22 protein-coding genes and 1 pseudogene are annotated in these 20,647 nt (G+C 64.2%); 13 read left to right on the top strand and 10 right to left on the bottom strand.

Annotation, left to right across the window (positions count from 1 at the left end):
• From cysN to ACV7NL_RS00820, 4 genes are all read left to right on the top strand, one after another.
• Positions 1-1,401 carry a sulfate adenylyltransferase subunit CysN gene (gene cysN / locus ACV7NL_RS00835; RefSeq protein ID WP_463354654.1) on the top strand — a complete coding sequence of 467 codons (1,401 nt, stop codon included), beginning with the start codon at positions 1-3 and terminating at the stop codon, positions 1,399-1,401.
• Positions 1,402-1,628: 227 nt separating this feature from the next.
• Positions 1,629-2,831, top strand: a complete 1,203-nt coding sequence (locus ACV7NL_RS00830; RefSeq protein WP_056185016.1) for a pyridoxal phosphate-dependent aminotransferase — start codon at positions 1,629-1,631, stop codon at positions 2,829-2,831.
• A 102-nt stretch (positions 2,832-2,933) separates the two neighbouring features.
• On the top strand, positions 2,934-3,785 hold the full coding sequence (locus tag ACV7NL_RS00825) for an NAD(P)-dependent oxidoreductase (RefSeq protein ID WP_463354653.1): 852 nt from the start codon (positions 2,934-2,936) through the stop codon (positions 3,783-3,785).
• Between the two features lie 367 nt (positions 3,786-4,152).
• Positions 4,153-4,449, top strand: coding sequence for a hypothetical protein (locus ACV7NL_RS00820; RefSeq protein WP_463354652.1), 297 nt, complete (start codon positions 4,153-4,155; stop codon positions 4,447-4,449).
• Between the two features lie 58 nt (positions 4,450-4,507).
• Here ACV7NL_RS00820 and ACV7NL_RS00815 read toward each other — a convergent pair.
• Positions 4,508-5,023 (bottom strand): annotated as a pseudogene (locus ACV7NL_RS00815) (DJ-1/PfpI family protein).
• 209 nt (positions 5,024-5,232) lie between these two features.
• On the opposite strand from ACV7NL_RS00815, the gene ACV7NL_RS00810 reads away from it, so the two are divergent.
• Entirely contained in the window at positions 5,233-5,451 is a 219-nt protein-coding gene (locus ACV7NL_RS00810; RefSeq protein ID WP_082504441.1) for a hypothetical protein, read from the top strand.
• Between the two features lie 6 nt (positions 5,452-5,457).
• Here the strand turns inward: ACV7NL_RS00810 and ACV7NL_RS00805 are convergent, their stop codons facing one another.
• Positions 5,458-5,847, bottom strand: a complete 390-nt coding sequence (locus ACV7NL_RS00805) for a hypothetical protein (RefSeq protein WP_056185026.1) — start codon at positions 5,845-5,847, stop codon at positions 5,458-5,460.
• Between the two features lie 289 nt (positions 5,848-6,136).
• On the opposite strand from ACV7NL_RS00805, the gene ACV7NL_RS00800 reads away from it, so the two are divergent.
• Together ACV7NL_RS00800 and ACV7NL_RS00795 are read left to right on the top strand one after the other, a co-directional pair.
• Positions 6,137-6,346 (top strand): cold-shock protein, encoded by a 210-nt coding sequence (locus ACV7NL_RS00800; RefSeq protein ID WP_055956856.1) that lies wholly within the window; start codon positions 6,137-6,139, stop codon positions 6,344-6,346.
• 221 nt (positions 6,347-6,567) lie between these two features.
• On the top strand, positions 6,568-6,798 hold the full coding sequence (locus ACV7NL_RS00795) for an AsnC family transcriptional regulator (protein WP_463354651.1): 231 nt from the start codon (positions 6,568-6,570) through the stop codon (positions 6,796-6,798).
• Positions 6,799-6,935: 137 nt separating this feature from the next.
• On the opposite strand, the gene ACV7NL_RS00790 is transcribed toward ACV7NL_RS00795, so the two are convergent.
• Entirely contained in the window at positions 6,936-7,763 is an 828-nt protein-coding gene (locus ACV7NL_RS00790; RefSeq protein WP_463354650.1) for a 3'(2'),5'-bisphosphate nucleotidase CysQ, read from the bottom strand.
• Positions 7,764-8,074: 311 nt separating this feature from the next.
• Between ACV7NL_RS00790 and ACV7NL_RS00785 the strand changes: the two genes are divergently transcribed.
• Positions 8,075-8,572, top strand: a complete 498-nt coding sequence (locus ACV7NL_RS00785; protein ID WP_463354649.1) for a DUF6101 family protein — start codon at positions 8,075-8,077, stop codon at positions 8,570-8,572.
• Positions 8,573-8,596: 24 nt separating this feature from the next.
• Here the strand turns inward: ACV7NL_RS00785 and ubiA are convergent, their stop codons facing one another.
• Both ubiA and ACV7NL_RS00775 read right to left on the bottom strand, forming a co-directional pair.
• Positions 8,597-9,553: a 4-hydroxybenzoate octaprenyltransferase gene (gene ubiA / locus ACV7NL_RS00780; RefSeq protein WP_463354648.1), complete on the bottom strand. Its 957-nt coding sequence runs from the start codon at positions 9,551-9,553 to the stop codon at positions 8,597-8,599.
• A gap of 63 nt (positions 9,554-9,616) precedes the next feature.
• Positions 9,617-10,078, bottom strand: a complete 462-nt coding sequence (locus ACV7NL_RS00775; protein ID WP_463354647.1) for a hypothetical protein — start codon at positions 10,076-10,078, stop codon at positions 9,617-9,619.
• A gap of 285 nt (positions 10,079-10,363) precedes the next feature.
• Between ACV7NL_RS00775 and ACV7NL_RS00770 the strand changes: the two genes are divergently transcribed.
• Together ACV7NL_RS00770 and ACV7NL_RS00765 are read left to right on the top strand one after the other, a co-directional pair.
• Complete coding sequence (locus tag ACV7NL_RS00770) at positions 10,364-11,116, top strand: 16S rRNA (uracil(1498)-N(3))-methyltransferase (protein ID WP_463354646.1); 753 nt, start codon at positions 10,364-10,366, stop codon at positions 11,114-11,116.
• A 124-nt stretch (positions 11,117-11,240) separates the two neighbouring features.
• Positions 11,241-12,608, top strand: a complete 1,368-nt coding sequence (locus ACV7NL_RS00765; RefSeq protein ID WP_463354645.1) for a glutamate--cysteine ligase — start codon at positions 11,241-11,243, stop codon at positions 12,606-12,608.
• A gap of 107 nt (positions 12,609-12,715) precedes the next feature.
• Here the strand turns inward: ACV7NL_RS00765 and ACV7NL_RS00760 are convergent, their stop codons facing one another.
• The gene (locus tag ACV7NL_RS00760) at positions 12,716-12,856 is read right to left on the bottom strand and encodes a hypothetical protein (protein ID WP_463354644.1); all 141 of its coding nucleotides are present in this window, start codon (positions 12,854-12,856) and stop codon (positions 12,716-12,718) included.
• Between ACV7NL_RS00760 and ACV7NL_RS00755 the strand changes: the two genes are divergently transcribed.
• The 3 genes from ACV7NL_RS00755 to ACV7NL_RS00745 all read left to right on the top strand — a co-directional run bounded on the left by ACV7NL_RS00755 (position 12,840) and on the right by ACV7NL_RS00745 (position 14,188).
• A complete protein-coding gene (locus tag ACV7NL_RS00755; protein ID WP_463354643.1) occupies positions 12,840-13,133 on the top strand; it encodes a hypothetical protein in 294 nt (97 codons plus the stop codon). The two genes, ACV7NL_RS00760 and ACV7NL_RS00755, sit on opposite strands and share 17 nt — an antisense overlap.
• 128 nt (positions 13,134-13,261) lie before the next feature.
• Entirely contained in the window at positions 13,262-13,531 is a 270-nt protein-coding gene (locus tag ACV7NL_RS00750; RefSeq protein ID WP_463354642.1) for a sulfurtransferase TusA family protein, read from the top strand.
• A 72-nt stretch (positions 13,532-13,603) separates the two neighbouring features.
• Positions 13,604-14,188 carry an NUDIX domain-containing protein gene (locus tag ACV7NL_RS00745; RefSeq protein WP_056185050.1) on the top strand — a complete coding sequence of 195 codons (585 nt, stop codon included), beginning with the start codon at positions 13,604-13,606 and terminating at the stop codon, positions 14,186-14,188.
• 24 nt (positions 14,189-14,212) lie between these two features.
• On the opposite strand, the gene ACV7NL_RS00740 is transcribed toward ACV7NL_RS00745, so the two are convergent.
• The 4 genes from ACV7NL_RS00740 to ACV7NL_RS00725 all read right to left on the bottom strand — a co-directional run bounded on the left by ACV7NL_RS00740 (position 14,213) and on the right by ACV7NL_RS00725 (position 20,219).
• Complete coding sequence (locus tag ACV7NL_RS00740; protein WP_463354641.1) at positions 14,213-15,061, bottom strand: WecB/TagA/CpsF family glycosyltransferase; 849 nt, start codon at positions 15,059-15,061, stop codon at positions 14,213-14,215.
• 136 nt (positions 15,062-15,197) lie between these two features.
• Complete coding sequence (locus ACV7NL_RS00735; RefSeq protein WP_463354640.1) at positions 15,198-16,676, bottom strand: GumC family protein; 1,479 nt, start codon at positions 16,674-16,676, stop codon at positions 15,198-15,200.
• A 319-nt stretch (positions 16,677-16,995) separates the two neighbouring features.
• Positions 16,996-18,042 (bottom strand): glycosyltransferase, encoded by a 1,047-nt coding sequence (locus tag ACV7NL_RS00730; protein ID WP_463354639.1) that lies wholly within the window; start codon positions 18,040-18,042, stop codon positions 16,996-16,998.
• 77 nt (positions 18,043-18,119) lie between these two features.
• Entirely contained in the window at positions 18,120-20,219 is a 2,100-nt protein-coding gene (locus ACV7NL_RS00725) for a glycosyltransferase (protein ID WP_463354638.1), read from the bottom strand.
• Positions 20,220-20,647 lie beyond the last annotated feature (428 nt).

Below are 20,647 nucleotides of genomic sequence, written 5' to 3'. Positions count from 1 at the left end.
ATGACGATCCATCAGGCACCCCAGGCTTTCGGCTACGACGACTTCCTGACCGCGCACCAGAACAAGGAAGTCCTGCGCTTCATCACCTGCGGCTCCGTCGATGACGGAAAGTCGACGCTGATCGGCCGCCTCCTGCACGACACCAAGCAGATCTTCGACGACCAGGTGACGGCGCTGCAGCGCGATTCGCGCAAGCACGGCACCCAGGGCGCGGAGATCGATCTGGCCCTTCTGGTCGACGGCCTCCAGGCCGAGCGCGAGCAGGGCATCACCATCGATGTCGCCTACCGCTTCTTCTCCACCGACAAGCGCTCCTTCATCGTGGCCGACACCCCCGGCCACGAACAGTACACCCGCAACATGGCGACCGGCGCCTCGACGGCGGATGTGGCCGTGATCCTGGTGGATGCCCGCCAGGGTCTGACCCGGCAGACCCGGCGCCATGCGCTGCTGGTGTCGCTGCTGGGCATCCGGCGGGTCGCGCTCGCGGTGAACAAGATGGACCTCGTCGGCTGGTCCGAGACCCGCTTCGAGGAGCTTCTGGCGGCGTTCCAGGATTTTGCGGCGCCGCTCGGCTTCACCGAGATCCGGGCGATCCCGCTCTCGGCCAAGAACGGCGACAACGTCGTGCTGCCGGGCGCTGCCGCGCCCTGGTACACCGGCACACCGCTGCTGCAATACCTCGAAGAGGTGCCGGTGCGTATCGAGGAGCAGGCCGCACCGTTCCGCATGGCGGTGCAGTGGGTGAACCGCCCGAACTCGGATTTCCGCGGGTTCGCCGGCCTGATCGCCAGCGGGCGCGTGGCGCCGGGCGATGCCGTGATCGTGGAACCCTCGGGCCGGACCTCGACCATCGCCCGCATCGTCACCGCCGACGGCGACCTGCCGTATGCGGTGGAGGGCCAATCCGTCACCCTGGTGCTCGCCGACGAGATCGACGCCTCGCGCGGATCGGTGATCGTCACCGCCGACGCGCCGATGCGCGTCACCGACAGCCTCGACGCCCGCCTGTTCTGGGCCGCCGAGACCGAGCTGCTGCCCGGCGCCACCCTGCTGGCCAAGATCGGCACCGTGACGGTGAATGCCGTCGTGACCACGATCCGCACCCGGATCGACCCCGAGACGGGCAAGCCCGAGCCGGCCGCGCGCCTGACCGCCAACGACATCGCCGACGTCACCCTGACCCTCGACCGAGCGGTGGCGGTGGATGCCTACACGGCCAACCGCGACACCGGGGGCTTCATCCTGATCGACCGCGAGACCACCGACACGGCCGCCCTCGGGTTGATCCAGGCCGACGCGACCGCGACCGCCGTGAAGGACGAACCGGCCGAGATCCGCGAAAAGCGCTCCGGCGGCGGCTTCCTGTCGAAGTTGCGCTGGGTCTTCGGCGGAATCTGACGAGTCCGGACCCGGCCCGCCGGCGCCGAGCAGCAGCCCCCCATCGACGGCCTCACCGCCGCGGCTCCCCCGGAGTCGCGGCGTTTTTTCGTTCGTCGCAAGCCTTCGCTGGGTTGCAGGGGGGAACGCCGCAGCAACGGCAGGTCTCCCTTGCCCGTGCGCGGCGGCGCGACTAGGGTCCGCGCCGCTCGATCCGACCTTCGTAAAATGTACGGGAGTGACCACCCATGGGCTTTCTGGCCGACGCCTTGTCCCGCGTGAAGCCGTCCGCGACCATCGCGATGACGCAGAAGGCCCGTGAGCTGAAAGCGCAGGGGATGGACGTAATCAGCCTCTCGGTCGGAGAGCCCGATTTCGATACGCCCCAGCACATCAAGGATGCGGCCGTCGAGGCGATCCGGCGCGGCGAGACCAAGTATCCCCCGGTCTCCGGCATCGTGCCGCTGCGCGAGGCCATCGCCAAGAAGTTCAAGCGCGAGAACGGGCTCGACTACAAGCCGTCGCAGACCATCGTCGGCACCGGCGGCAAGCACGTCATCTACAACGCGCTGCTCGCGACCCTGAACCCCGGTGACGAGGTCGTCATCCCGCGTCCCTACTGGGTGTCCTACCCCGAGATGGTGGTGCTCTGCGGCGGGACGCCGGTCTTCGCCGAGACCGACATGGCGCATGATTTCAAGCTCCAGCCGGAGGAGCTGGAGCGGGTGATCACCCCGAAGACCAAGTGGATCATCCTCAACTCGCCGTCGAACCCGTCCGGGGCGGCCTATGCCCGCGACGAGCTGAAGAAGATCACCGACGTGCTGATGCGTCACCCCCAGGTGTGGGTGCTCACCGACGACATGTACGAGCACCTGACCTACGGCGATTTCGAATTCGTCACCCCGGCGCAGATCGAGCCCGGCCTTTACGACCGCACGCTGACCATGAACGGCGTCTCCAAGGCCTACGCCATGACGGGCTGGCGCATCGGCTACGCCGCCGGGCCGGAGCACCTGATCAAGGCGATGGATTTCGTGCAGGGTCAGCAGACCTCGGGCGCGTCGTCGATCTCCCAGTGGGCGGCGGTGGCGGCCCTGGAGGGCACGCAGGCGCATCTCGGCGAGTTCCGCAAGGCCTTCCACACCCGTCGCGACCTCGTGGTGTCGATGCTGAACCAGACCAAGGGCCTGAAGTGCCCGACGCCCGAGGGCGCGTTCTACGTCTATCCGTCCTGCGCCGAGACCATCGGGCGCAAAACTCCGTCCGGCAAGACCATCGCGACCGACGAGGATTTCGTGGTCGAGCTGCTTCAGGCCGAGGGCGTCGCCGCCGTCCATGGCTCCGCCTTCGGCCTCGGCCCCAACCTGCGCATCTCCTACGCCACCTCGAACGCGGCGCTCGAGGAAGCCTGCACCCGCATCCAGCGCTTCTGCGGCTCGCTCACCTGACGGCATCGGCTGGACAGGCGCACGCCTTGCATCCCGAACGACGACCACGCCGCGGCCCTGAACCGCGGCGTGGTCGTTCCCGTTTCGGAGGAAGCCCGCCCCATGCCGACCATCGCCATCCTAGCCGCGGGGGCCATGGGCAGCGCCCTCGCGGCCCGTCTCACCGAGAACGGCGCCACGGTGCTGACGGTCCTCGACGGACGGAGTTCCGCCACCCAATCGCGGGCGCGCGCCGCCGGCATGATCGGGACCGACCTCGTCGGCCTGATGGGTGCGGACCTCCTGCTCTCGATCGTGCCCCCCGCCGAGGCCGAGACGCTGGCCGAACAGCTCGCCCCGATCCTGGCCACAGCGACGCGCAAGCCGGTCTATGTCGACTGCAACGCGGTCAACGTCGTGACGGTCCGGCGGATCGCCGACCTGATCCGGCCGACCGGTGCGGCCTTCCTGGATGCCGCGATCATCGGCCTGCCGCCGAAGCCCGGCACGCGGGGTCCGCGCGTCCATGTGTCCGGTGAGGCTCCGGAAACCGCGCGACCTCTACGCGACCTCGGTGTCGACCTCCGCGTCGTTGAGGGTGGAATCGGCGCCGCTTCGGCCCTGAAAATGTCCTATGCCGGCATCAACAAGGGGCTCACCGCCCTCGCGTCCATCATGGTGCTCGCTGCCGATCGTGCCGGGGCCGGCGACGCCCTGCGGGCCGAACTCGCCGAGAACGAGCCGGAGCTGTTCTCACGCTTTGCCCGCAATCTCCCCGATATGATCCCGAAGGCCCGACGCTGGGTCGCCGAGATGCATGAAATCGCCGCGTTCCTCGGCGACGATTCAGATGGCCGTCAGGTTTTCTCAGGTGCCGCAGGCCTTTACGCCCGGTTGTCGGACCCCTCGTCCGACAATGAGCGCGCGACCTTGCAGGCCTTCGCGACGGCGTGCGGATCGTCGCAGCCGGAATGACGCGGCTGTTCCCGGTTGCCGCCCTCGCTCCCGCCACCTACATCGGCGATCCCTGCTGCTGAGGCGCTCGACGGTTTCGCGAACCCTCTCGGGCTTGGCATGGCGGCGGGGTCTGTCGTGACGGGGCGATGCGGACCAGTTCTCTGCGGCGTTCCTGTGAGGCCTTGTGGGCCGGGTAGCGACAGGCGTGTCACGGACGCGGGGAACAGGAACCGCTGCTGTGGCGCAAGGCCCACATCGATAAAGCGCACCGAATTGAAACGCGTAGTTTGTTCGCCAGGATGGTGGTCGTTAACGCTCTTCGGCAAGTGTAGGAGTCGGTCGGGGAACCGGCCGGGTGCCAACGCGTAGTTTCGGGCCTGACCACATGAGACGCCTCCTGACGGGTGGCATCAAGGCGATCCTCGCGGTCGCTGCGCTCTCCACCGCCGCCCACTGGACCTTGCGCCTGCAGCGCGAGCATGCCTCTCCTACCCGAGTTCCGGCGGATGCAGCTGATCCCCTCACCACCGGGTCGATCACACCGCGCCCCTCGGAAGCGACGGCACGAGTTGAGGTGGCTCCCGACTTCGCCAAAACTTTCGATCAGCGTCGGCTGTCGGAGCTCTTCGCCGGCGCCGTCCCGGATCAGGCAAAGATTCAGAAAACGGTCATCAAGCACTGATCCCGCCGACGGACCGCGCGATCTCTGACCGCTCACGGGCTGCTGATATGGGAGGCCCCTAGGCGGCAAGCCGTCGAACGCCGTGATTCCATTGTTCGATCTCCTCGATGATCTTGGCACTGAAAGCATCGAGCTCGCCCGGGTTACGGCTCGTGACGATGCCTTGATCGGCAACCACCGGCGGATCCTGCCGCTCCGCGCCGGCGTTGACGACATCCGTGCGGATCGACGCGAATGAGGTCATCCGACGACCCTTCGCCGCCCCGACCTCGATGAGAAGCCAGGGCGCGTGACAGATGGCGGCCACGTCCCTGCCGGACTCCACAAAGCTTCAAACGACATCCAAAGCGCTTGGCTTAAGGCGCAACTTGTCCCGGTTGATCTGTCCGCCAGGAAGTATCAGCGCATCGTAGCCGTTCTGGTTTATAGTTTCGATGTTCTGATCGTAGCCGACGTTCTTTCTCCGGTCCGCCTTGTCCCGTCCACGAATAGATTCCGATCCACTCCGAGACTTTGGGGCAGCAATGTGAACAATCGCGCCGGCTTGATTCAGCTTGCTTTGCGGAACCGTCAGCTATGTCTCTTCAAAGCCGGCGGTTGCGATGATCAAGACATTAGCCTGCCTGATATCAACCATTCAGAACTCTCCGGACATGGGTGAGAATGTGGAACTGAACGGGTCCGATCGGATGCGGGTTTCCGGCGGAACCCCGCCCTGCTCGACCGTGTTGGTTCAGGCATCTCGCAGACAAGAACAGGAGGCTTCGCATGGCCAACCATGAAATGGCCAATCCCGGCCTGCCGATTCCCGAGCCTTTGCCGGGTGGGATTCCCGGTGATCTGCCCACCCCGCCTACGCCTGACGAGGAACCCGACATCGGACCGACCGGTCCTCGAACGCCGTATCCGGTTAACGATCCCGGGATTGGCGAGCCGGCCGGCCCGGGCTCCGAGCCGGATTATCTGCCGGGCGGCCCGACCGACCCCGGCGTCAGGATGTGATCCTCGTCAGTGATCCCCGTGTGAAGCGCGCACATCGCGCGGTGCGCTGAGAATTTCGGAGAGGCTCGTCGCAACGTGACGGGCCTCTTCGTCGGTTAGGCGCAGCTGAAAGGGGGGTAGGGCACCCGCTTGCAACGCTACGACAGCTTGGCCCTGTTCGTCAGTCCCGACTTCGATGGCTGACGATGTGACATCGAGCATTGCGATGTCTTCGTCGCTCAGGTCATCCGGAATATCTCCGTCATCAGGCTCGTCGATGGCGGTCAAAAGTTGGCCCACTGCGCGGACGAGCGCGCGCGCAGCCCGCGCGTCCATAACGACCGCTGTCGCTTGATCATCCTTCTGGAATGAAAGCTGAATGTTCGCCCCTTCGAGGGAAACTGAGATGCCCGCCATGAATCGCCTAACTGCCTGCTCGGGAACTTTTATATGCGGTCGGGGGGGCAATTAACACAGGGGCTGCGCCCCCGCCCGCCCCGCCAGAGTGCTCTTAGGTCGGATCGAATGCCTTGTTGCGGCCGCATGATCGGACTACATGAGTTGTAGCGGGTATCGGTGAGCTGAGATCTTGTACCGTCAAGCGTCTCACGTCCTGCTGATTCCGTCAGGCCTACCGAAGAGGATCCGCTGCTTGCGTCGAGTAGACGCAGGCTGTTGATCGACGAACGATACGAGGATCTATTTCGTGAATACCGGTACTGTAAAGTGGTTCAACGAGACCAAGGGCTACGGCTTCATTCAGCCTGACGACGGCGGCAAGGATGTGTTCGTTCACATCTCCGCAGTCGAGCGCGCTGGCATGCGCAATCTGATCGAAGGTCAGAAGATCTCCTACGAGATTCAGACCGACAAGCGCAGCGGCAAGGACTCGGCTGGTAACCTCCAGGCGGCCTGACGCTCCCGGCGCCAGCCCTTGGGCTGGCGTCACCCTCCAGGGCCTCTGACGAGGCTTCCGCTGCCGATGGTCATGACGGTTCCCCACAGGATTTGTGGCGTGAATCGGATCGGACTTCGGTAAAACTTTAGCACCAACGACGTACCAAGCTCGTTTTGGGCTGAAACGTCCGAGATACGGCAAGCAAAACCTGCACGTTTTTGAAAGCACACAAGAAAAATATGTTGTTTGAATACACCTGGCGCCGTGGCGCCCGTTCGCCCGTTACTGATGCGGCGACCTTCAAGGTGGATCGTCTGAAGCAGTCGATGGCACATGAAGCTAAGGCCATTGATCTCAGCCACCTTATCGATACTTCTTACAACTACCATTCGGCACGCGAATTGCGTTGGCATCTTGCTGAGCGCTTTGGTATGGCGCCTGAAGCTATCGCGTTGCGCGAGCATCACTGATCAAAGTAGCCACCAAGTTCCGTTTGGAGGCGTGATCGGCGCTTCAGTCCGGGAAAGTCAAACGAAGTGACGTCGAGCCCGGCACCATGGTGTCGGGCTTTGCTATTTGGCATCCGAGTGGGGTGTCGTGGATCGGATCAGAGCTGACCCATGGCTGCCACGACGCCATCTCGAAGGCCGCGCGACACCGCGACGAGCTCGCCATGGACGGGGTCCGGACGATTGTAGGTCGTGGGATGCCCCTTGAGATCGCAGACGGTTCCCCCTGCTTCGCGGAGGATCAGGTCGGCACCGGCGAGATCCCAATCTCGGGCATTGGGAGAAACCAAGCCGACATCGATGGAGCCTTCAGCGACCCGAACGACCCTCAGAGCCAGGGACGGAACGCGTTCCACAGCAACGAGGTCGGCTCGGGTCCCCGCCGAGCCGGCGCCGCGTGCCAGCCGATCCATCATCGGTTTCGGGCCGGTCACCCGGGCACCCTCGACACCGGCATGGTCTGAGGCTGCGATGGTCTGGCCGTTCCGCGTCGCCCCCAACCCCGCGGCCGCCTCGTAGAAGGTGTCCGTTACGGGGGCATGCACGAAACCGAGGACCGGCTGCCCGCCCGACAGCAGGGCCACGGCGATGGACCAGTCCGGGTGTCCCGACATGAATGCTCGCGTTCCGTCGATCGGGTCGACGATCCAGACAAGATCGGCTTCAAGCCGGACGGGATTGTCGCTGGTTTCCTCTGAAAGCCACGCCGCCCGGGGTAGCATCGCGCTGAGCCGTACCTTCAGGAACGTGTCAACGGCCACGTCGGCCTCCGTTACCGGGGAGCCGCCGGATTTGGACCAGACACGTGCGCCCGTCTGTCCACCAGCTTTGAAGAACGGCAGGGCGAGGGCTGCCGCCTCTCGGATCGTAGCGCGCAAGGCGGGGAGGAGGGCATGCACGGCGTCTGAGGCGATCGGGTGGGACATGCGTCTCCGGATAGGTAATGGGAATTGGGCTTGCCGCCGAGGCCCGTTCGCTCGTCATTCGCGTGTGCCGGGAAGCGCCTCGCCTGTTCTAAGGTGCTGAGCGGATTGTCACAAGCGGAGCTCCGCAGATCTCGATACGCACGAATGTCGTTGAACCCGGCAAGGAAACGTTGAGCATTCTGGCTGCTTCACCCTTGTCCATACTCGCTTAACGCTCACTCTTAAGGTGGTCTGAGGAGGTTAGACGCAATTCTGCTTGTCATAGACGGGTGGCCCACAGAGGTTGCCGGGACCAACAGGGTGTACGAGCCATGAAGACTTTCGCGAACATGAATGGGATGTCCCCGGCGGGCTCCTTTGGAAAGCTTCTTGCCGCATTCGCTGCGTCCGATCTGCCGGTGATCACGCGCAGCGGAGCGCGTCGCCCGGCCGGTATCGCTCTAGCCTTCGCTGAGGATGATTCGGATGCCTGCGGCGAGGACCGTTTTGACCTCTTGCTCGTCGACGCTGCCGGCGGAGTGGTGACCCGGCTCGGGCCCTTCTGTGAGAATGAGGTGGTGGCGCACTGGCGGGACTTCTCAGCCAAGTCCGGATTGCCGCGTATGATCGTCAAGGAGGATGGCGAACTGGCGAGTGTGTCGAACCAGATCGGTCCGGTTGCTCTCGGTCGGACCCGCACTCGTCGCCGTCACGGTCTGCTAAACGGTCGCCGCCCGCGCTTCCTCGTCAGGCGCAAGACCGGCGCTCTTCCGGTTCGCCCCCTGATCCATCGCGGTGAGAGCGAAATCATCTCCGGCGCCCGCTGCTGATCAACCTCTCACATTGAGCCGGCGTCAGCCGACAATCTGCTTCAACGCAGCATCTGCCGCTAGACCAAGAAACAGGATCAGACCCGCCTGTCGATTTGATCGGAACAGCATGAGCGCCCCGCGTCCGTCGCGCGTGTCGAGGCGCAGCACCTGCGAACCGAGATGAGCAGCGAACAGGACGACGCCGAGGAGACCAACGGCACCAGCACCAGCCAGGAGTGCGGCTGCTGCGATGAAGCCGACGCTGGCTCCATAGCAAAGCCCGATCGCCCCCCGCATCCGACGGCCGAAGAAGCGTGCCGACGAGCGGATGCCGGCGATCTCGTCGTCCTCGATATCCTGGACCGCGTAGATCGTATCGTAGCCGATCACCCAGGCGATGGTGCCGGCGTAGAGCAGCAGGGCGGCTGCATCGAGCTGCCCGAACACCGCCACCCACCCCATCAGTGCGCCCCAGGCGAAGGCGAGACCGAGAACCGCCTGCGGCACCGGCATGATCCGTTTCATGAACGGATAGATGGCGACGGGTATCAGGGAAGCGATTCCGACGGCGATTGCCACAGCATTGAGTTGCAGCAGGACGGCAAGGCCGACCAAGGACTGGACCACGAGGAACAGCGCGGCGTGGCGCGCCCGGATTTGGCCCGAAGGGAGCGGACGGGAGCGAGTCCGCTCCACCAGCGCATCAAGATCGCGGTCGGCGATGTCATTGTAGGTCGAACCGGCACCGCGCATGGCCACCGACCCGATGAAGAACAGCACCAGATGAAGAGGGTTGGGAGCGGCTGCCCCGCTCGCGATGGCTGCGAGCGCGGACGACCACCAGCACGGTAGCAACAGCAGCCACCAGCCAATCGGCCGATCGATCCGGGCAAGCCGGAGGTAAGGGCGTGCCCGCTGCGGCGCCACCCGGTCGACCCAATGGCCGGCTACGGCGTCGGCGACGCGGTGGTCCGCCCCGTGGGAGCCCGCATCGGTCATCGGCCCGCTCGGTGCCTGCAAGTCGACGCGATCTGGCCTGTCAACGGATGCGATGGCACCGGGTCAGAGGGCGCCCTGCGGCATCTTCAAGCTTCCGGTCAGCCCCGGACCGCCGAGCAAGCCGCCGCCACCGCCACCGTTCTGGGCTTGTGCACGGGCCTGAGCCTCCATCTTAGCGGCCTTGGCGGCGACGCCGCAGACCTGCGTCCGGATGCCGGACACCTTAGTATGATCAGCCTTGAAGCCCTCGGCGAAGGAGTCCGGAATCGAGCACCACTCCTTGTTGGCGGTGATCCACTTCAACCCGGCGACGCCGTTGGCCTGGAGCTTCCCGAAGAGCGTGCAGGCTTCGGCGGGCGTCATCTTCTTCTTCGAGTTCGAAGCGGCGTTCGCCTTGCCGATGAGGTCTTTTCGGGCCTGAAGCGTCTGCTGGATTTCGCCGCATTCGGCAGCCTGTGCGAAAGCCTGCCCGCTGAACAGGACCGCACCAGCGACAGCAGCGGTGGCGATGGTTTTGAACGACATGATTCGAAATCCCTTCTCCCACCACGCGTGGATCCGGCTGGCTCAGCCCAGTCGCCGGCTGCGGAATGGCCTGTTTCGCGTTGGGACGCGCCTGCTTCTGAGCGCACTCCGGTCTTCACATTGTTTCGGCATAGGAATGTGGCGTCTTTCAAGCTGCAAACGCTTCACCCGGATCGAATGTGGATTCGCGGCGCAATGTTTCGGCGTGTTGCGAATCAGCATCAGGGCGGCCTGGTTGAACCTGAGCCGTTGACAGCTGAAACACCTCACGCGACCACATCGGTCATGGCCGCTTATGACTTCACCGCCCCGCGTCTCTATGTCGAAGCCCAACTCGTGCCCGGGGCCACGCTCCCGTTAGACCGGGCGCAGGCCAACTATCTCTTGAATGTCCTGCGGCGAGGACCGACGGATCCGGTGCTGTTGTTCAATGGGCGGGACGGCGAGTGGCGTGCCGAGATCGCGCCGACCGGCCGCAAGAGCGCTGACCTGATCGTGCGAGAGCGCACACGCCAACAGCCGGAGCGCGCAGACCTGCACTACCTTTTTGCCCCGCTGAAGTCGGCACGCCTCGACTACATGGCCCAGAAAGCGGTCGAGATGGGGGCTGGAACGCTCAGGCCGGTTCTGACTCGCTACACCCAGAACGAACGACTCAATATCGATCGCTTGCGCTCCAACACGATCGAAGCCGCCGAACAATGCGGCATCCTCGAAATCCCTGTGATCCAGGACGTCGCCAAGCTTCCTGCCGCGCTTGCCGACCTCAACCCTTTGCGTCTGTTGGTGTTCTGCGACGAGGACGCCTTGGTGTCAGATCCGGTTCTTGCGCTGCGTCAGGTGGCCAATCCTGCTGCGCCGCCGCCCCTCGCAGTGTTGGTCGGCCCCGAGGGCGGCTTCGCACCCGAGGAGCGCGCGCTTATCCTGGATCGTCCGAATACGGTGGCATTATCGCTCGGTCCTCGTATTCTGAGGGCCGACACAGCAGCTGTGGCGGTGCTCGCGCTCGTCCAGTCTGTCCTCGGTGACGCACGCTGAGGCAGTCTGGTCCCGCGTTGTTCGCTGGGGTCCCCTGGCCTATGAGGCGAGTTGACCAGATAGAGGCCACGCTGCTGCGGTCCGGCGCGCCTCTCCCTTGAACGACCTTCTGAAGAGGCTGCGCATGGCGCGCGATACGTCCGATACGACGCCCCTGACCACGCGTGACGAACTCATCGCTTGGTTTGCCGAGGGCGAGAAGCCGCGGGATCGCTTCGCCATCGGCACGGAGCACGAGAAGGTCCCCTTCTATCGCGACGGTAATCGTCCGGTTCCTTACGAAGGGCCAAACGGCATTCATGCGCTGCTGCAGGGGGTCGCGGAGGAAACCGGCTGGGAGGCGATCGAGGATGCTGGACATCTGATCGGCCTCGCGGGTGCGGAGGGGGGAGCGATCTCCCTGGAGCCGGGCGGACAGTTCGAGTTGTCTGGTGCCCCGCTCCCGGATGTCCATGCGACTGCCGCCGAACTGCAGGCGCATTTGGATGCCACGTCACGGGTGGCCGACGGCCTCGGCATCGGATTCCTCGATCTCGGGATGAGTCCCAAGTGGACACGGGAGGAAACCCCCGTGATGCCGAAGAGCCGCTACAAGATCATGGCGTCGTATATGCCGAAGGTCGGCAGCCTCGGTCTCGACATGATGCTGCGGACCGCCACCGTACAGGTGAATCTCGATTTCGCCTCCGAGGCCGATATGGTGGCCAAGATGCGCGTGGCGCTGGCTCTTCAACCCGTGGCGACGGCGCTCTTCGCCAATTCCCCGTTCACCGATGGACGTCCGAACGGATATCTTTCGCGGCGGTCGGAGATCTGGCGCGATACCGATGGCGATCGGACCGGCATGCTGCCGCGCGCTTTCGAGGCAGGGTTCGGATACGAATCCTACGTCGATTGGCTCCTCGACATGCCGATGTATTTCGTCAAGCGTGGTGAGACCTACCACGACGTGTCCGGCGCCTCGTTCCGCGACCTGATGGCCGGCCGTCTGGCTGCCCTGCCGGGTGAGCGCGCAACGGTGTCGGACTGGGCCAACCATGCCTCGACCGCCTTTCCGGAAGTCCGCCTCAAGCGCTTCATCGAAATGCGGGGTGCCGATGTCGGTGGACCCGCGATGATTGCCGCACAGGCCGCTTTCTGGGTCGGGCTGCTCTACGATGAAGCGGCGCTGGCAGCTGCCTGGGATATCGCCAAGGACTGGTCCGCCAGCGATCGAGAATGCCTGCGCGCGACGGTGCCGCGTCTCGGGCTCGCCGCCCGCATCGTCGGTCGCCCTCTCGGGGCTGTCGCTGCCGAAGCGCTGACGATTGCTCGAGCAGGGCTTGTCGCCCGTGCTCGAAAGGATGGTCACGGGCGGGACGAATCCCACTTTCTGCAGCCACTCGAAGCAATCGTCGCTGCTGGACGGTCGCTCGCTGAGGACCGCCTTGCGGATTACGAGGGGCCTTGGCAGCGCTCGGTTGAGCAAGCGTTCACCCAGTGCAGTTTCTGACTGTCTCGGGACCGGATCGTAGGCCCCATCTCCGCCGGAATGTAGGAGGGAACACGCACCGGCTCGCTTCACTGATCCTGAGGGGGATGAATCGCCGAACCCTCCGTTCACTCGAGTGATTTTTCACCTGTGGAGGCCGCACGCCTGTCGCGCATCTCGTCCATCGCTCTGGCGGGCGCTGCCACTCTTGATCTTTCGGCCATTTCATTGACGTCGGCGCAGACCGCTCCGATGTCGACGATCAGCATCGGACAGATTTCCGGTGGTTACATCTCGATTGAGAACGTGCGCTATTGCGGCGGTTACGGCCGTGGCTACCATGGTGGTTACCGCCGCGGCCCGGGGATTGGTGGTGCCCTCGCTGCTGGAGCAGCACTTGGCATTATCGGCGGCGCCATCGCTGCCAGCCAAGCGCCGCGTTACGAGTATTATGACCGTGGCTATGTCGGCGCCGGATATGGGGCGTACGGCTACACCGGACCGTCCTACGCTTATGACTATGGATATCCGGCTTACGGTTACTGATTTAAAGATCTTGACACGTCAGAAGCTCAGCCTAACCCGAGGTTCCGGCGGGCAGTCTTTCTCGTTTGCCGGAGTTTTGCTAGGTTTAAGCGATCCGCCTGGAGTTGGGCATATGAGCGGGTTCGGGGATGCGGATGGCGGATGATTCAACCCTGTGCCTTGATCTCAGCGGCCTGAAATGCCCCCTGCCCACGCTTCGCACCCGAAAGGCGCTGCGGAGGCTCTCGCCAGGCACCATTCTCGTTGTGACCTGTACTGATCCGATGTCGGCGATCGATATCCCGCATCTGGTCCGCCAAGAGGGCGACATCCTCTTGAGCCAGGATGCGACGGCCACCCATGTGTCATTCACAATCCGCAGAAGCGCGACGGAAATCACGCCGGGCTCGCCTCAATGATGCGCCAAGCTCCTGCTAGGCCCCGAAACATCCGATCGCCCTGACCGCGGTGATCTGAACGGGGAGAGCAGAATGGCGCCGAATATCCGCGGCACCCGGATTGTGCACGACGGCTGGAGCCGGTTTCTCGTCGCAGAGGTAACGATGGGCGATGGTACCCGACTCGCGCGCGAGATCGAGGATCACGGACGCGCCGCCGCGGTCCTCCCCTATGACCCACTTCGCCGCGTCGCATTGCTGGTCGAGCAATTTCGTGCCCCTGCCTTCTACGCTGCCGGCGCGACATCCGTTCTTGAGGTTCCTGCCGGCCTCCTTGATGAGGCCGAAGCGGACGATGGCGCGCGACGCGAAGCCTTCGAGGAGACCGGCGTACGTCTCGGAAAGCTGGAATTCGTTACCTGCGCCTGGAGCATGCCAGGAATATCGACCGAGCAGATCGATCTGTTTCTGGGGGCTTACGACGCTGTCGATCGTGTTGGCCCAGGAGGCGGTCTCGCCGGGGAGCACGAGGACATCATTGTCCGAGAATTGGCACTGAACGAGCTTGCCGCCATGACCGACCGAGGTGAGATCACCGATCTTAAGACCATGACGTTGATCCTCTCCCTCCGACTACGTCATCCGGATCTTTTTATCCCCGACAAGGTCGTTTCCTGAAAATTCCCGGTGTCTGAACCCGGATCAAGGTGTATCGCGAGCACCGCTTGGTGTGGATGCTGTCGTGGCTCTTTGAGGATTGTGTCTGACGAAAAACCTTCGAAGGACCAATCCCACCAAGCGCCAGGATCGGACGAAATACCGACGGAACAGACGGTGTGGCGCGTTCAGGAAGCGGAAAAGCCACTCGAGGCCAGCACGTTGAAGAATCACGGGTGCGCGAGGGACCAAACCAGCCGCAACGTTTAAAGCTTCTCCTACGGCGAGCACCATTGGGCCCCCGAGGGCTTCACCCTGGCGATCGACCCAGATTTCGGATCGGGGAGCGCCAACCCCGAACACCAGCAGCGTCGTACCATGCGCGCGCACTGCCGCCGCGAGTTGTGTCCCGTAGGCTTCGTCGGCCTCGAATCCGTAAGGAGGGACCGTGACGGCGATGGCGTGGCGCGGAAGGCCCTTCGCAAGAAGACGCTCCGTCAGGCGCGTGCCGACGATGTCCGATGCACAGATAAGGAAGATCCGTTGGCCGGCCGGCCATGGCTCGGCGAAGGCTGCCTCCACGAGGTCATGTCCAGTGACCCTTCGAGCCGTTGTCGCACCGGAGAGCCGTGCTAGCCAGACCAGCGGCATTCCGTCGAGCGTTCTTGCAACGGCCCGATCATAAGCTTTCCTGAATGCTGCGTTTTCGGAAAGCGTAACGATGTGATCGAGGTTTGCCGTCACGATCAAGCGCGGCCCCGTGACAGATTGGTCGCGGGCGACAGAGAGGATTTCGACGGCCGATCCGGGCGTGAACGTGATGTCGAACAGGCGAACACGCCTGTCGTCGCCTGAGCAACTCCCCTGATTTCTCCTGCCGTCGCTGTTGGTCAAAAGATGCCCTGCCCATCTAAATGGTCGGTTTGATCCACCCCGCGTAGAACAACTCCGTTCACTACCTCATGGTGCGATCCAACGCGCCAACCTCCCCACGGCTTGGTGGCGCGGACGAGAACACTCACGGACGTTCTCACGCATCAACGGCGCGGAAACTGCGGGCACCTGACATCGATTTTTGGGTAGTCGGCCAAGCCAAACGCCGGTCGCGCCGTGCCCCGGACAGCAGAGCCAGACCTGAGCCAACAGCAAGTCCGACTAGCAGGGCAAACGGCAAGACCACCTTCGGCGAAGGAGGCCAGGTGCGGCTGCGTGGAGGCGTCGCCGACGAAATAACCCGTACATTCGAACTGTTCAGGCGCTCTTGCTCGCTTGTCTCGCGCGAGCGGCGCAGGAAGGTTTCGTAAATCGACCGGCGGGCATTTAGTTCGCGCTCAAGCTCGCGCAAACCCACGTTGGCCCGATCGTTTCCGGCGGTTTCCACCTTGGCTCTCTCAAGACTCCGTCGAACCGCTGCTTCGTTGGCGGCGGCGCGATCATGCTCCTTCTGCGACGTATCGATGATCCGCTCCTTCTCACGTTGGATCAGTCGCTGAAGATCACGCTGTTGCGCGTACTGATCAGCCATGGCCGGATGGCGATCGCCCAGCCGCGCCGCAAGTTCGGCCGTACTCCGCGAAAGGGTGGCGTATTGCTGCCTTAGGTTCTGCATCTCTGTCGACTGCAGCATTTCCGGAAGAGCTGTGCCAGCTTCCCCCGTCCGCATTCGCCGCGCCTGATCCAGCCGAGACTTGGCGTCTGCCAACCTGAGAGTTGCGGCTACAAGTTGCTGGTTTAGATCGCTGAGCTGCTGATCGCTCAGTAATCGTCCGCTCGATGTCACGAGCTTGTTCGTCTCGCGATATTGCAGAACCTTGCGCTCTGCCTCCTCAACCGCTTGGCGCAAAGCCGTCAAACGGCTCGTCAGTGCTTCCGAAGCTCGACGCGCAACATCGGTGCGAGCCGAAGCTTCCTCAGCGAAATAAGCATCCGCAATCCCGTTGGCGATCCGCGCCGATTTTTCCGGATCCCGGGTCTGCACGTAGACATCGATCACGAAAGTCCGCTCGGCGCGGCGAACGCCCAGCTTGAGGCGCAGGTTATCCAGCGCGAGATTAACGGGGTATCGGCTCGCCGGCGGCGGTTCCATGCCGAGGATCGCTTTCACCCGGATCATCAGAGGGTTGGTCGAGGCAGGCGAAAAGAATTCCTCGTCCTGCGTCAGATCAAGGTTCTCGATGACCCGGCGTAGCACATTGTCCGATTGAATGACGCGAGTCTGGCTCTCGGCAATCGACACGCCGCTATCGGCTTGCGGTTGGCGATTGCTGAGGTCGTTCGCAATAACCGGCAGGTCGGCCGGATCGACCAGGATTTGTGTGACGGCCGTATAGGTTGGTGTCATCGTATTCAGCAGTGCCACGGCGACGATCACCGTCATGAGTCCGCTCAGCAGGATCAAGATTTTCCCGCGCCAGAGGCGCCGAAGCGCCAGAAGGCCATCGAAGCTGCTCTTTGGTGTTGTCTCGACGATCACCGGCTCTCCGCGAACCTGGCTTCCGAAGTCGAACATCTGTTCCGTCTCCCGACTTGGCCGCTCCTGAAGCGCAAAGTCCGACCTGCCGTTCAAACTGCATTCGTTCCATTTCCGATCGGTGCCGTTCCGGAATGAGACGATCGTGACGCGAGAAACGACGAACACCCGAGGTTCCGCAGATCGCATGCCACAAAGCGCCTTGCTATCGACGGAACACCCGAACCATTCTGAATCATCGTTTCCCAAAGATGGATGATTTTAGCGGACCAAGCTTGACGCAGAAAAATCCTCCGGCGGTTTATCGTTTATGGCCGCGGTATAACTTGAGCCTCGTGCCTGTGTACAAAGTGTTGCCTCATGTCAGACCCTCTCTGCCGTGCTGAATGAGCGCGTCTCTGGCATTCTGATAGGCGGTGGCTCCCTGCTTGAGGAAGGCTGAGAAGTGAACCGCGTCCTGGGCGGCAAGGCCGTTCCAGCTCGCGACGTTCGCACGCGATATCGATGGGACGGCAGCAAAGTCTTTGGAGCTGATCCAGCTCAGAATCGCCGAGGCAGCCTTTTCGGGTTGAGTTGTGTCGATCAGAAGGCCGGAACGTTTCAACACCTCGGAGAAGACGGGTCCCGAAGGTGCGGCGATCGGCAGGCCACCGTGCTGTACTTCGAGCAATGGCAGTCCGAGCCCCTCTGCTTTCGAGGTCGAGAGAAGCAGGTGGCATTGAGCCGCCACGCGCCGGACCTCGGCGTCGTCGCAGTATCCATGTAACGTGAGGAATGGCGGTCGCGCTCCTAGGAAGGCATGGTCCCCCCACCCGACCCGGCCGACCACGTGGAGTTCGGCCGGTATGCCGGATGCATTCAGCGCCGCCGTGATGGCGATGGCCGCGGGGTAATCCTTGCGCGGTTCGATCGTGCCGATCGCAAGAATCCGGATCGGGGAGCCGGCTTCATAGGGTGGCCGCGCGAACAGGTCGCTCAACCCGAAGACGTCGTGAACGGGAGGTCTCAGGAGGGCGACCAGGGCTCGGCGCGAGCAGACCGCTCGTACCGCTTCGCCCGTGGTGCGTGAATTGACCAGGAAGGTGCGTCCGAACCGCAGGGCGAACGCGAAGCTCGGTGCCATGTAGAGCCGGCTTTTCCAGCTTAGATCCTTGGGTCGGGTGAGCAGGAAGGTGTCGTGGACATAGGTGATGCAGCGCTGCCGGTGCAGCGCGACGAAGGGGCTTGGCGGGAAACCGGGGAAGATGAACAGCGCGGAGCGGTCGCGAAGCATCCGGATCGGAAATCCGAGTTGCTGGGCGGCGATCATCCCGGCCAGGCCGGTGGAGCGGATCAACGTGACGGGATGTGGCTGCAGCGTCTCTGGACCGAACAGGTCGATGGCGACGCGCTCGATGCCGGTCACGTGCCCACGGAGGTGCGTGTGATCCACGTAAATCCGGCATGCTGGATCGTCCATTGGCGGTGCGTCCATCGGCCGAGTCATCGTGACGCCGGCCTGGATCCGCGATGGTCGAGGGCCATGCGCAGAATCGCCGCGATATAGAGGACCCAGCGTAGCCAGAGCGGCATCTCGCGTCCCAGCACAGCTTGTTTCATGCGTCGCGCGAACCGAACGAGTGGGGATGAGAGCGCCGGTATCGTCCCCACCCGCCCCATCGCAGGGGTCTCGGCCATTGCGAACTGCGACAGCGTTTGAAGGGTAAACCGAAGACGCGCTGCGCCAGCCGAAGGCGGCAGGATATGACGCGCGACAAGGATGTCGTTCAATCGCATAGCTGCCGCGGCGTGGCTGTTTCGGCTTTCCAGGGCGATGCGTCCGAGGAACCCGAGTTGCCGGCGCGCCGGTACATCGGCGATCAGATCGCGGAGCGCGGCTTCCAAGGCGATGGGTGCCACCGGAGCCAGACGTCCGGATATGCGGTCGATCACGGCCGTCGCGAGGCCGGTCGCATCGTAGCTGACTGTCGGAGTGCCACAGAGACCGGCTTCGACGGCCGTCTGCCCGAAGGTCTCCTGCCGGCTCGCGGTGATGTAGAGGTCGCACGCCCCGTACCAGCGCGCCAGAACCGTCTCTTCGCTGATCGGGCCGGCCACGATGAGATTCGGAATGTCGAGAGATGCCGGGTCGTCGAGGCGGCCGACGGCGACGAAGCTGAGCCCCGGCCGTGCGATCCGTCGCAGGAGCGCAGCGAGTTCGGAGGTTCCCTTGCCGGGCGCATCGGCGATGGCGGCTGCGAACATCACCAGCACGTTCTCGAGCGGCAGCCTGAGTTGACGGCGGAGGTTTTGGCGATCCTGCGGCCGGAAAACGCCGGTCGGGAAGGCGAGATCGATCCGTGCGATCGGTGTGGTCTCCGGGGCGAGGTCACGGGCGGCCGCCTCGGTCCAGTCCGAGGCGGCGAGGAGGAGGGGCGCTGAGGCTTCGGCGAGGATCGCGTGTTTTTCGGCATAGACCCCGGCGATCCGGCTCCGCGCCAGTTGCGGATAGGCGGTGGGGAAGGGACAGCGAGCATCGCAACCCTCCGGAAGGATGGGGCAGCCGGAGGGCGAGGCGCATCGCCCTGAGAGCGGAAACAGGTCGTGGAGCACGAGAGCGACCGGGATTCGCTGTCCCAGGCGGCGCAGGATCGTGGTGCGCCGGGTCGCGCCGTGGAGGTTGCCGGCCAGGATCAGATCGTAGCCGCCCGTGAGCAGCTGGCGCTCCGTGTTGGGGAACGCCTCGACCCATTCCGCGGCAGCGGCAGGCGATTCCGCCGTCAGTTGGTGGTCGCTGACACGGTGACCTGCGAGGGCGAGCGCGTCGGCGAGGCGCCTGTGGGCGATGCCGGCTCCGCCGCTATAGCCCTGGTCGGTCAGGATCGCCACGGAGAGGCCAGGCGCCATCGGTGGCGGGACATGGCCCGGTTCGCATTGCAGCAGGACCGGGCGGCCGATGCGGGCGAAGCGGGCGCCGTGGCGAACCAGATGGGGCCAGAGCGCCACGACGGGGTCGGGGGCGGCCGGATCGAGGCCGCCGGCGCGGTGGACCAGAGTTCGGGAGAGCAGGACCTCGCCGCCGCGGAAGGGCGCCAGGGGGCCTTCCGGAGGATTGGGGTCGGTGAGGGGGCCGGGTGCCGCCGCGAGGGCATCGAGCCCGAGGGGGGCTTCGTCGAAGACGATCCGCAGGCCGGCGACCACGTCGGCGCCGGTCAGGGCGAAGTGCAGGCCCAGGGCGAGCAGGGCGCCCGGCGCCAGCAGGTCACCGGGACGGAGCAGCAGCAGGGCCTCGGCAGAGGCATCGGATACGAGGCCTGGCAACCGCGCCGCCGCCTCGTCCGGCGAGACCACGTCGTGGCACCAGTCCGGATAATCCTGAGCGTTGACAGAGGCTTGGGTGGCGAGCCAAGCGGGGCCGGCAGCTTGGCCGAGGGTGATGATGCGAAGGCGCGGCCACGGGCGGCCGTCCGGCAGGGGAACACGATCGGCAGGCTGCGACGTCCGGAACGGCCAGTCCGCAACCCCGTGGGCGGCCGGCCCGAAGCGAGCGGCAGCGGCGTCCAGGTCGGTCTTCGCGACCGCGTTGTCAGGCCGTCCGGTCACGCTGCGTCGATCATCCATCCGGTCCCACGGCATCTTTGCGGGCCAAACCGAGGATGTGCGGGAACCCTGAATCTTCCGTGAGCGCGCCTCGGTATACACCAGGGTCGCGTCGCGGTCGCGGGAGAAAGGACCGCGTCGGCGGTGACACGCACCTCGCCATACACAATACCACCCGGCTGCGTGCCGCAGTCTGACGCAAAAACCCTCATCGACCCGCAACAGGAATTGACGGACCCGGCGCGGGGGACGGCTGCGATGGCAGGGTCGAATCGGTCCGTTGGTTCGGCTGTCGGCGCAGCGTCGCCGAATCGGATTGTCGACAGGTTTGAGTGGCAAGATATCGGCGTGGAAATCCTGCGTCGCGAACGGCTCACCCTTTCGCCCTCACGATGTCCATGCCGATCGTCGTTGCCCGGGACACGGTGTCC

The organism is Methylobacterium sp. Ger2507, assembly GCF_055231875.1.
The sequence above is the reverse complement of the archived record's forward strand: the minus strand, read 5'-3'. Positions and strand labels throughout refer to the sequence as shown.

Excerpts from the sequence above, each read along its gene's own strand:
- cysN (WP_463354654.1), top strand. The coding sequence starts at position 1 with ATGACGATCCATCAGGCACCCCAGGCTTTCGGCTACGACGACTTCCTG.
- ACV7NL_RS00830 (WP_056185016.1), top strand. The coding sequence starts at position 1,629 with ATGGGCTTTCTGGCCGACGCCTTGTCCCGCGTGAAGCCGTCCGCGACC.
- ACV7NL_RS00825 (WP_463354653.1), top strand. The coding sequence starts at position 2,934 with ATGCCGACCATCGCCATCCTAGCCGCGGGGGCCATGGGCAGCGCCCTC.
- ACV7NL_RS00820 (WP_463354652.1), top strand. The coding sequence starts at position 4,153 with ATGAGACGCCTCCTGACGGGTGGCATCAAGGCGATCCTCGCGGTCGCT.
- ACV7NL_RS00810 (WP_082504441.1), top strand. The coding sequence starts at position 5,233 with ATGGCCAATCCCGGCCTGCCGATTCCCGAGCCTTTGCCGGGTGGGATT.
- ACV7NL_RS00805 (WP_056185026.1), bottom strand. The coding sequence starts at position 5,847 with ATGGCGGGCATCTCAGTTTCCCTCGAAGGGGCGAACATTCAGCTTTCA.
- ACV7NL_RS00795 (WP_463354651.1), top strand. The coding sequence starts at position 6,568 with ATGTTGTTTGAATACACCTGGCGCCGTGGCGCCCGTTCGCCCGTTACT.
- ACV7NL_RS00790 (WP_463354650.1), bottom strand. The coding sequence starts at position 7,763 with ATGTCCCACCCGATCGCCTCAGACGCCGTGCATGCCCTCCTCCCCGCC.
- ACV7NL_RS00785 (WP_463354649.1), top strand. The coding sequence starts at position 8,075 with ATGAAGACTTTCGCGAACATGAATGGGATGTCCCCGGCGGGCTCCTTT.
- ubiA (WP_463354648.1), bottom strand. The coding sequence starts at position 9,553 with ATGACCGATGCGGGCTCCCACGGGGCGGACCACCGCGTCGCCGACGCC.
- ACV7NL_RS00775 (WP_463354647.1), bottom strand. The coding sequence starts at position 10,078 with ATGTCGTTCAAAACCATCGCCACCGCTGCTGTCGCTGGTGCGGTCCTG.
- ACV7NL_RS00770 (WP_463354646.1), top strand. The coding sequence starts at position 10,364 with ATGGCCGCTTATGACTTCACCGCCCCGCGTCTCTATGTCGAAGCCCAA.
- ACV7NL_RS00765 (WP_463354645.1), top strand. The coding sequence starts at position 11,241 with ATGGCGCGCGATACGTCCGATACGACGCCCCTGACCACGCGTGACGAA.
- ACV7NL_RS00755 (WP_463354643.1), top strand. The coding sequence starts at position 12,840 with ATGTCGACGATCAGCATCGGACAGATTTCCGGTGGTTACATCTCGATT.
- ACV7NL_RS00760 (WP_463354644.1), bottom strand. The coding sequence starts at position 12,856 with ATGCTGATCGTCGACATCGGAGCGGTCTGCGCCGACGTCAATGAAATG.
- ACV7NL_RS00750 (WP_463354642.1), top strand. The coding sequence starts at position 13,262 with ATGCGGATGGCGGATGATTCAACCCTGTGCCTTGATCTCAGCGGCCTG.
- ACV7NL_RS00745 (WP_056185050.1), top strand. The coding sequence starts at position 13,604 with ATGGCGCCGAATATCCGCGGCACCCGGATTGTGCACGACGGCTGGAGC.
- ACV7NL_RS00735 (WP_463354640.1), bottom strand. The coding sequence starts at position 16,676 with ATGTTCGACTTCGGAAGCCAGGTTCGCGGAGAGCCGGTGATCGTCGAG.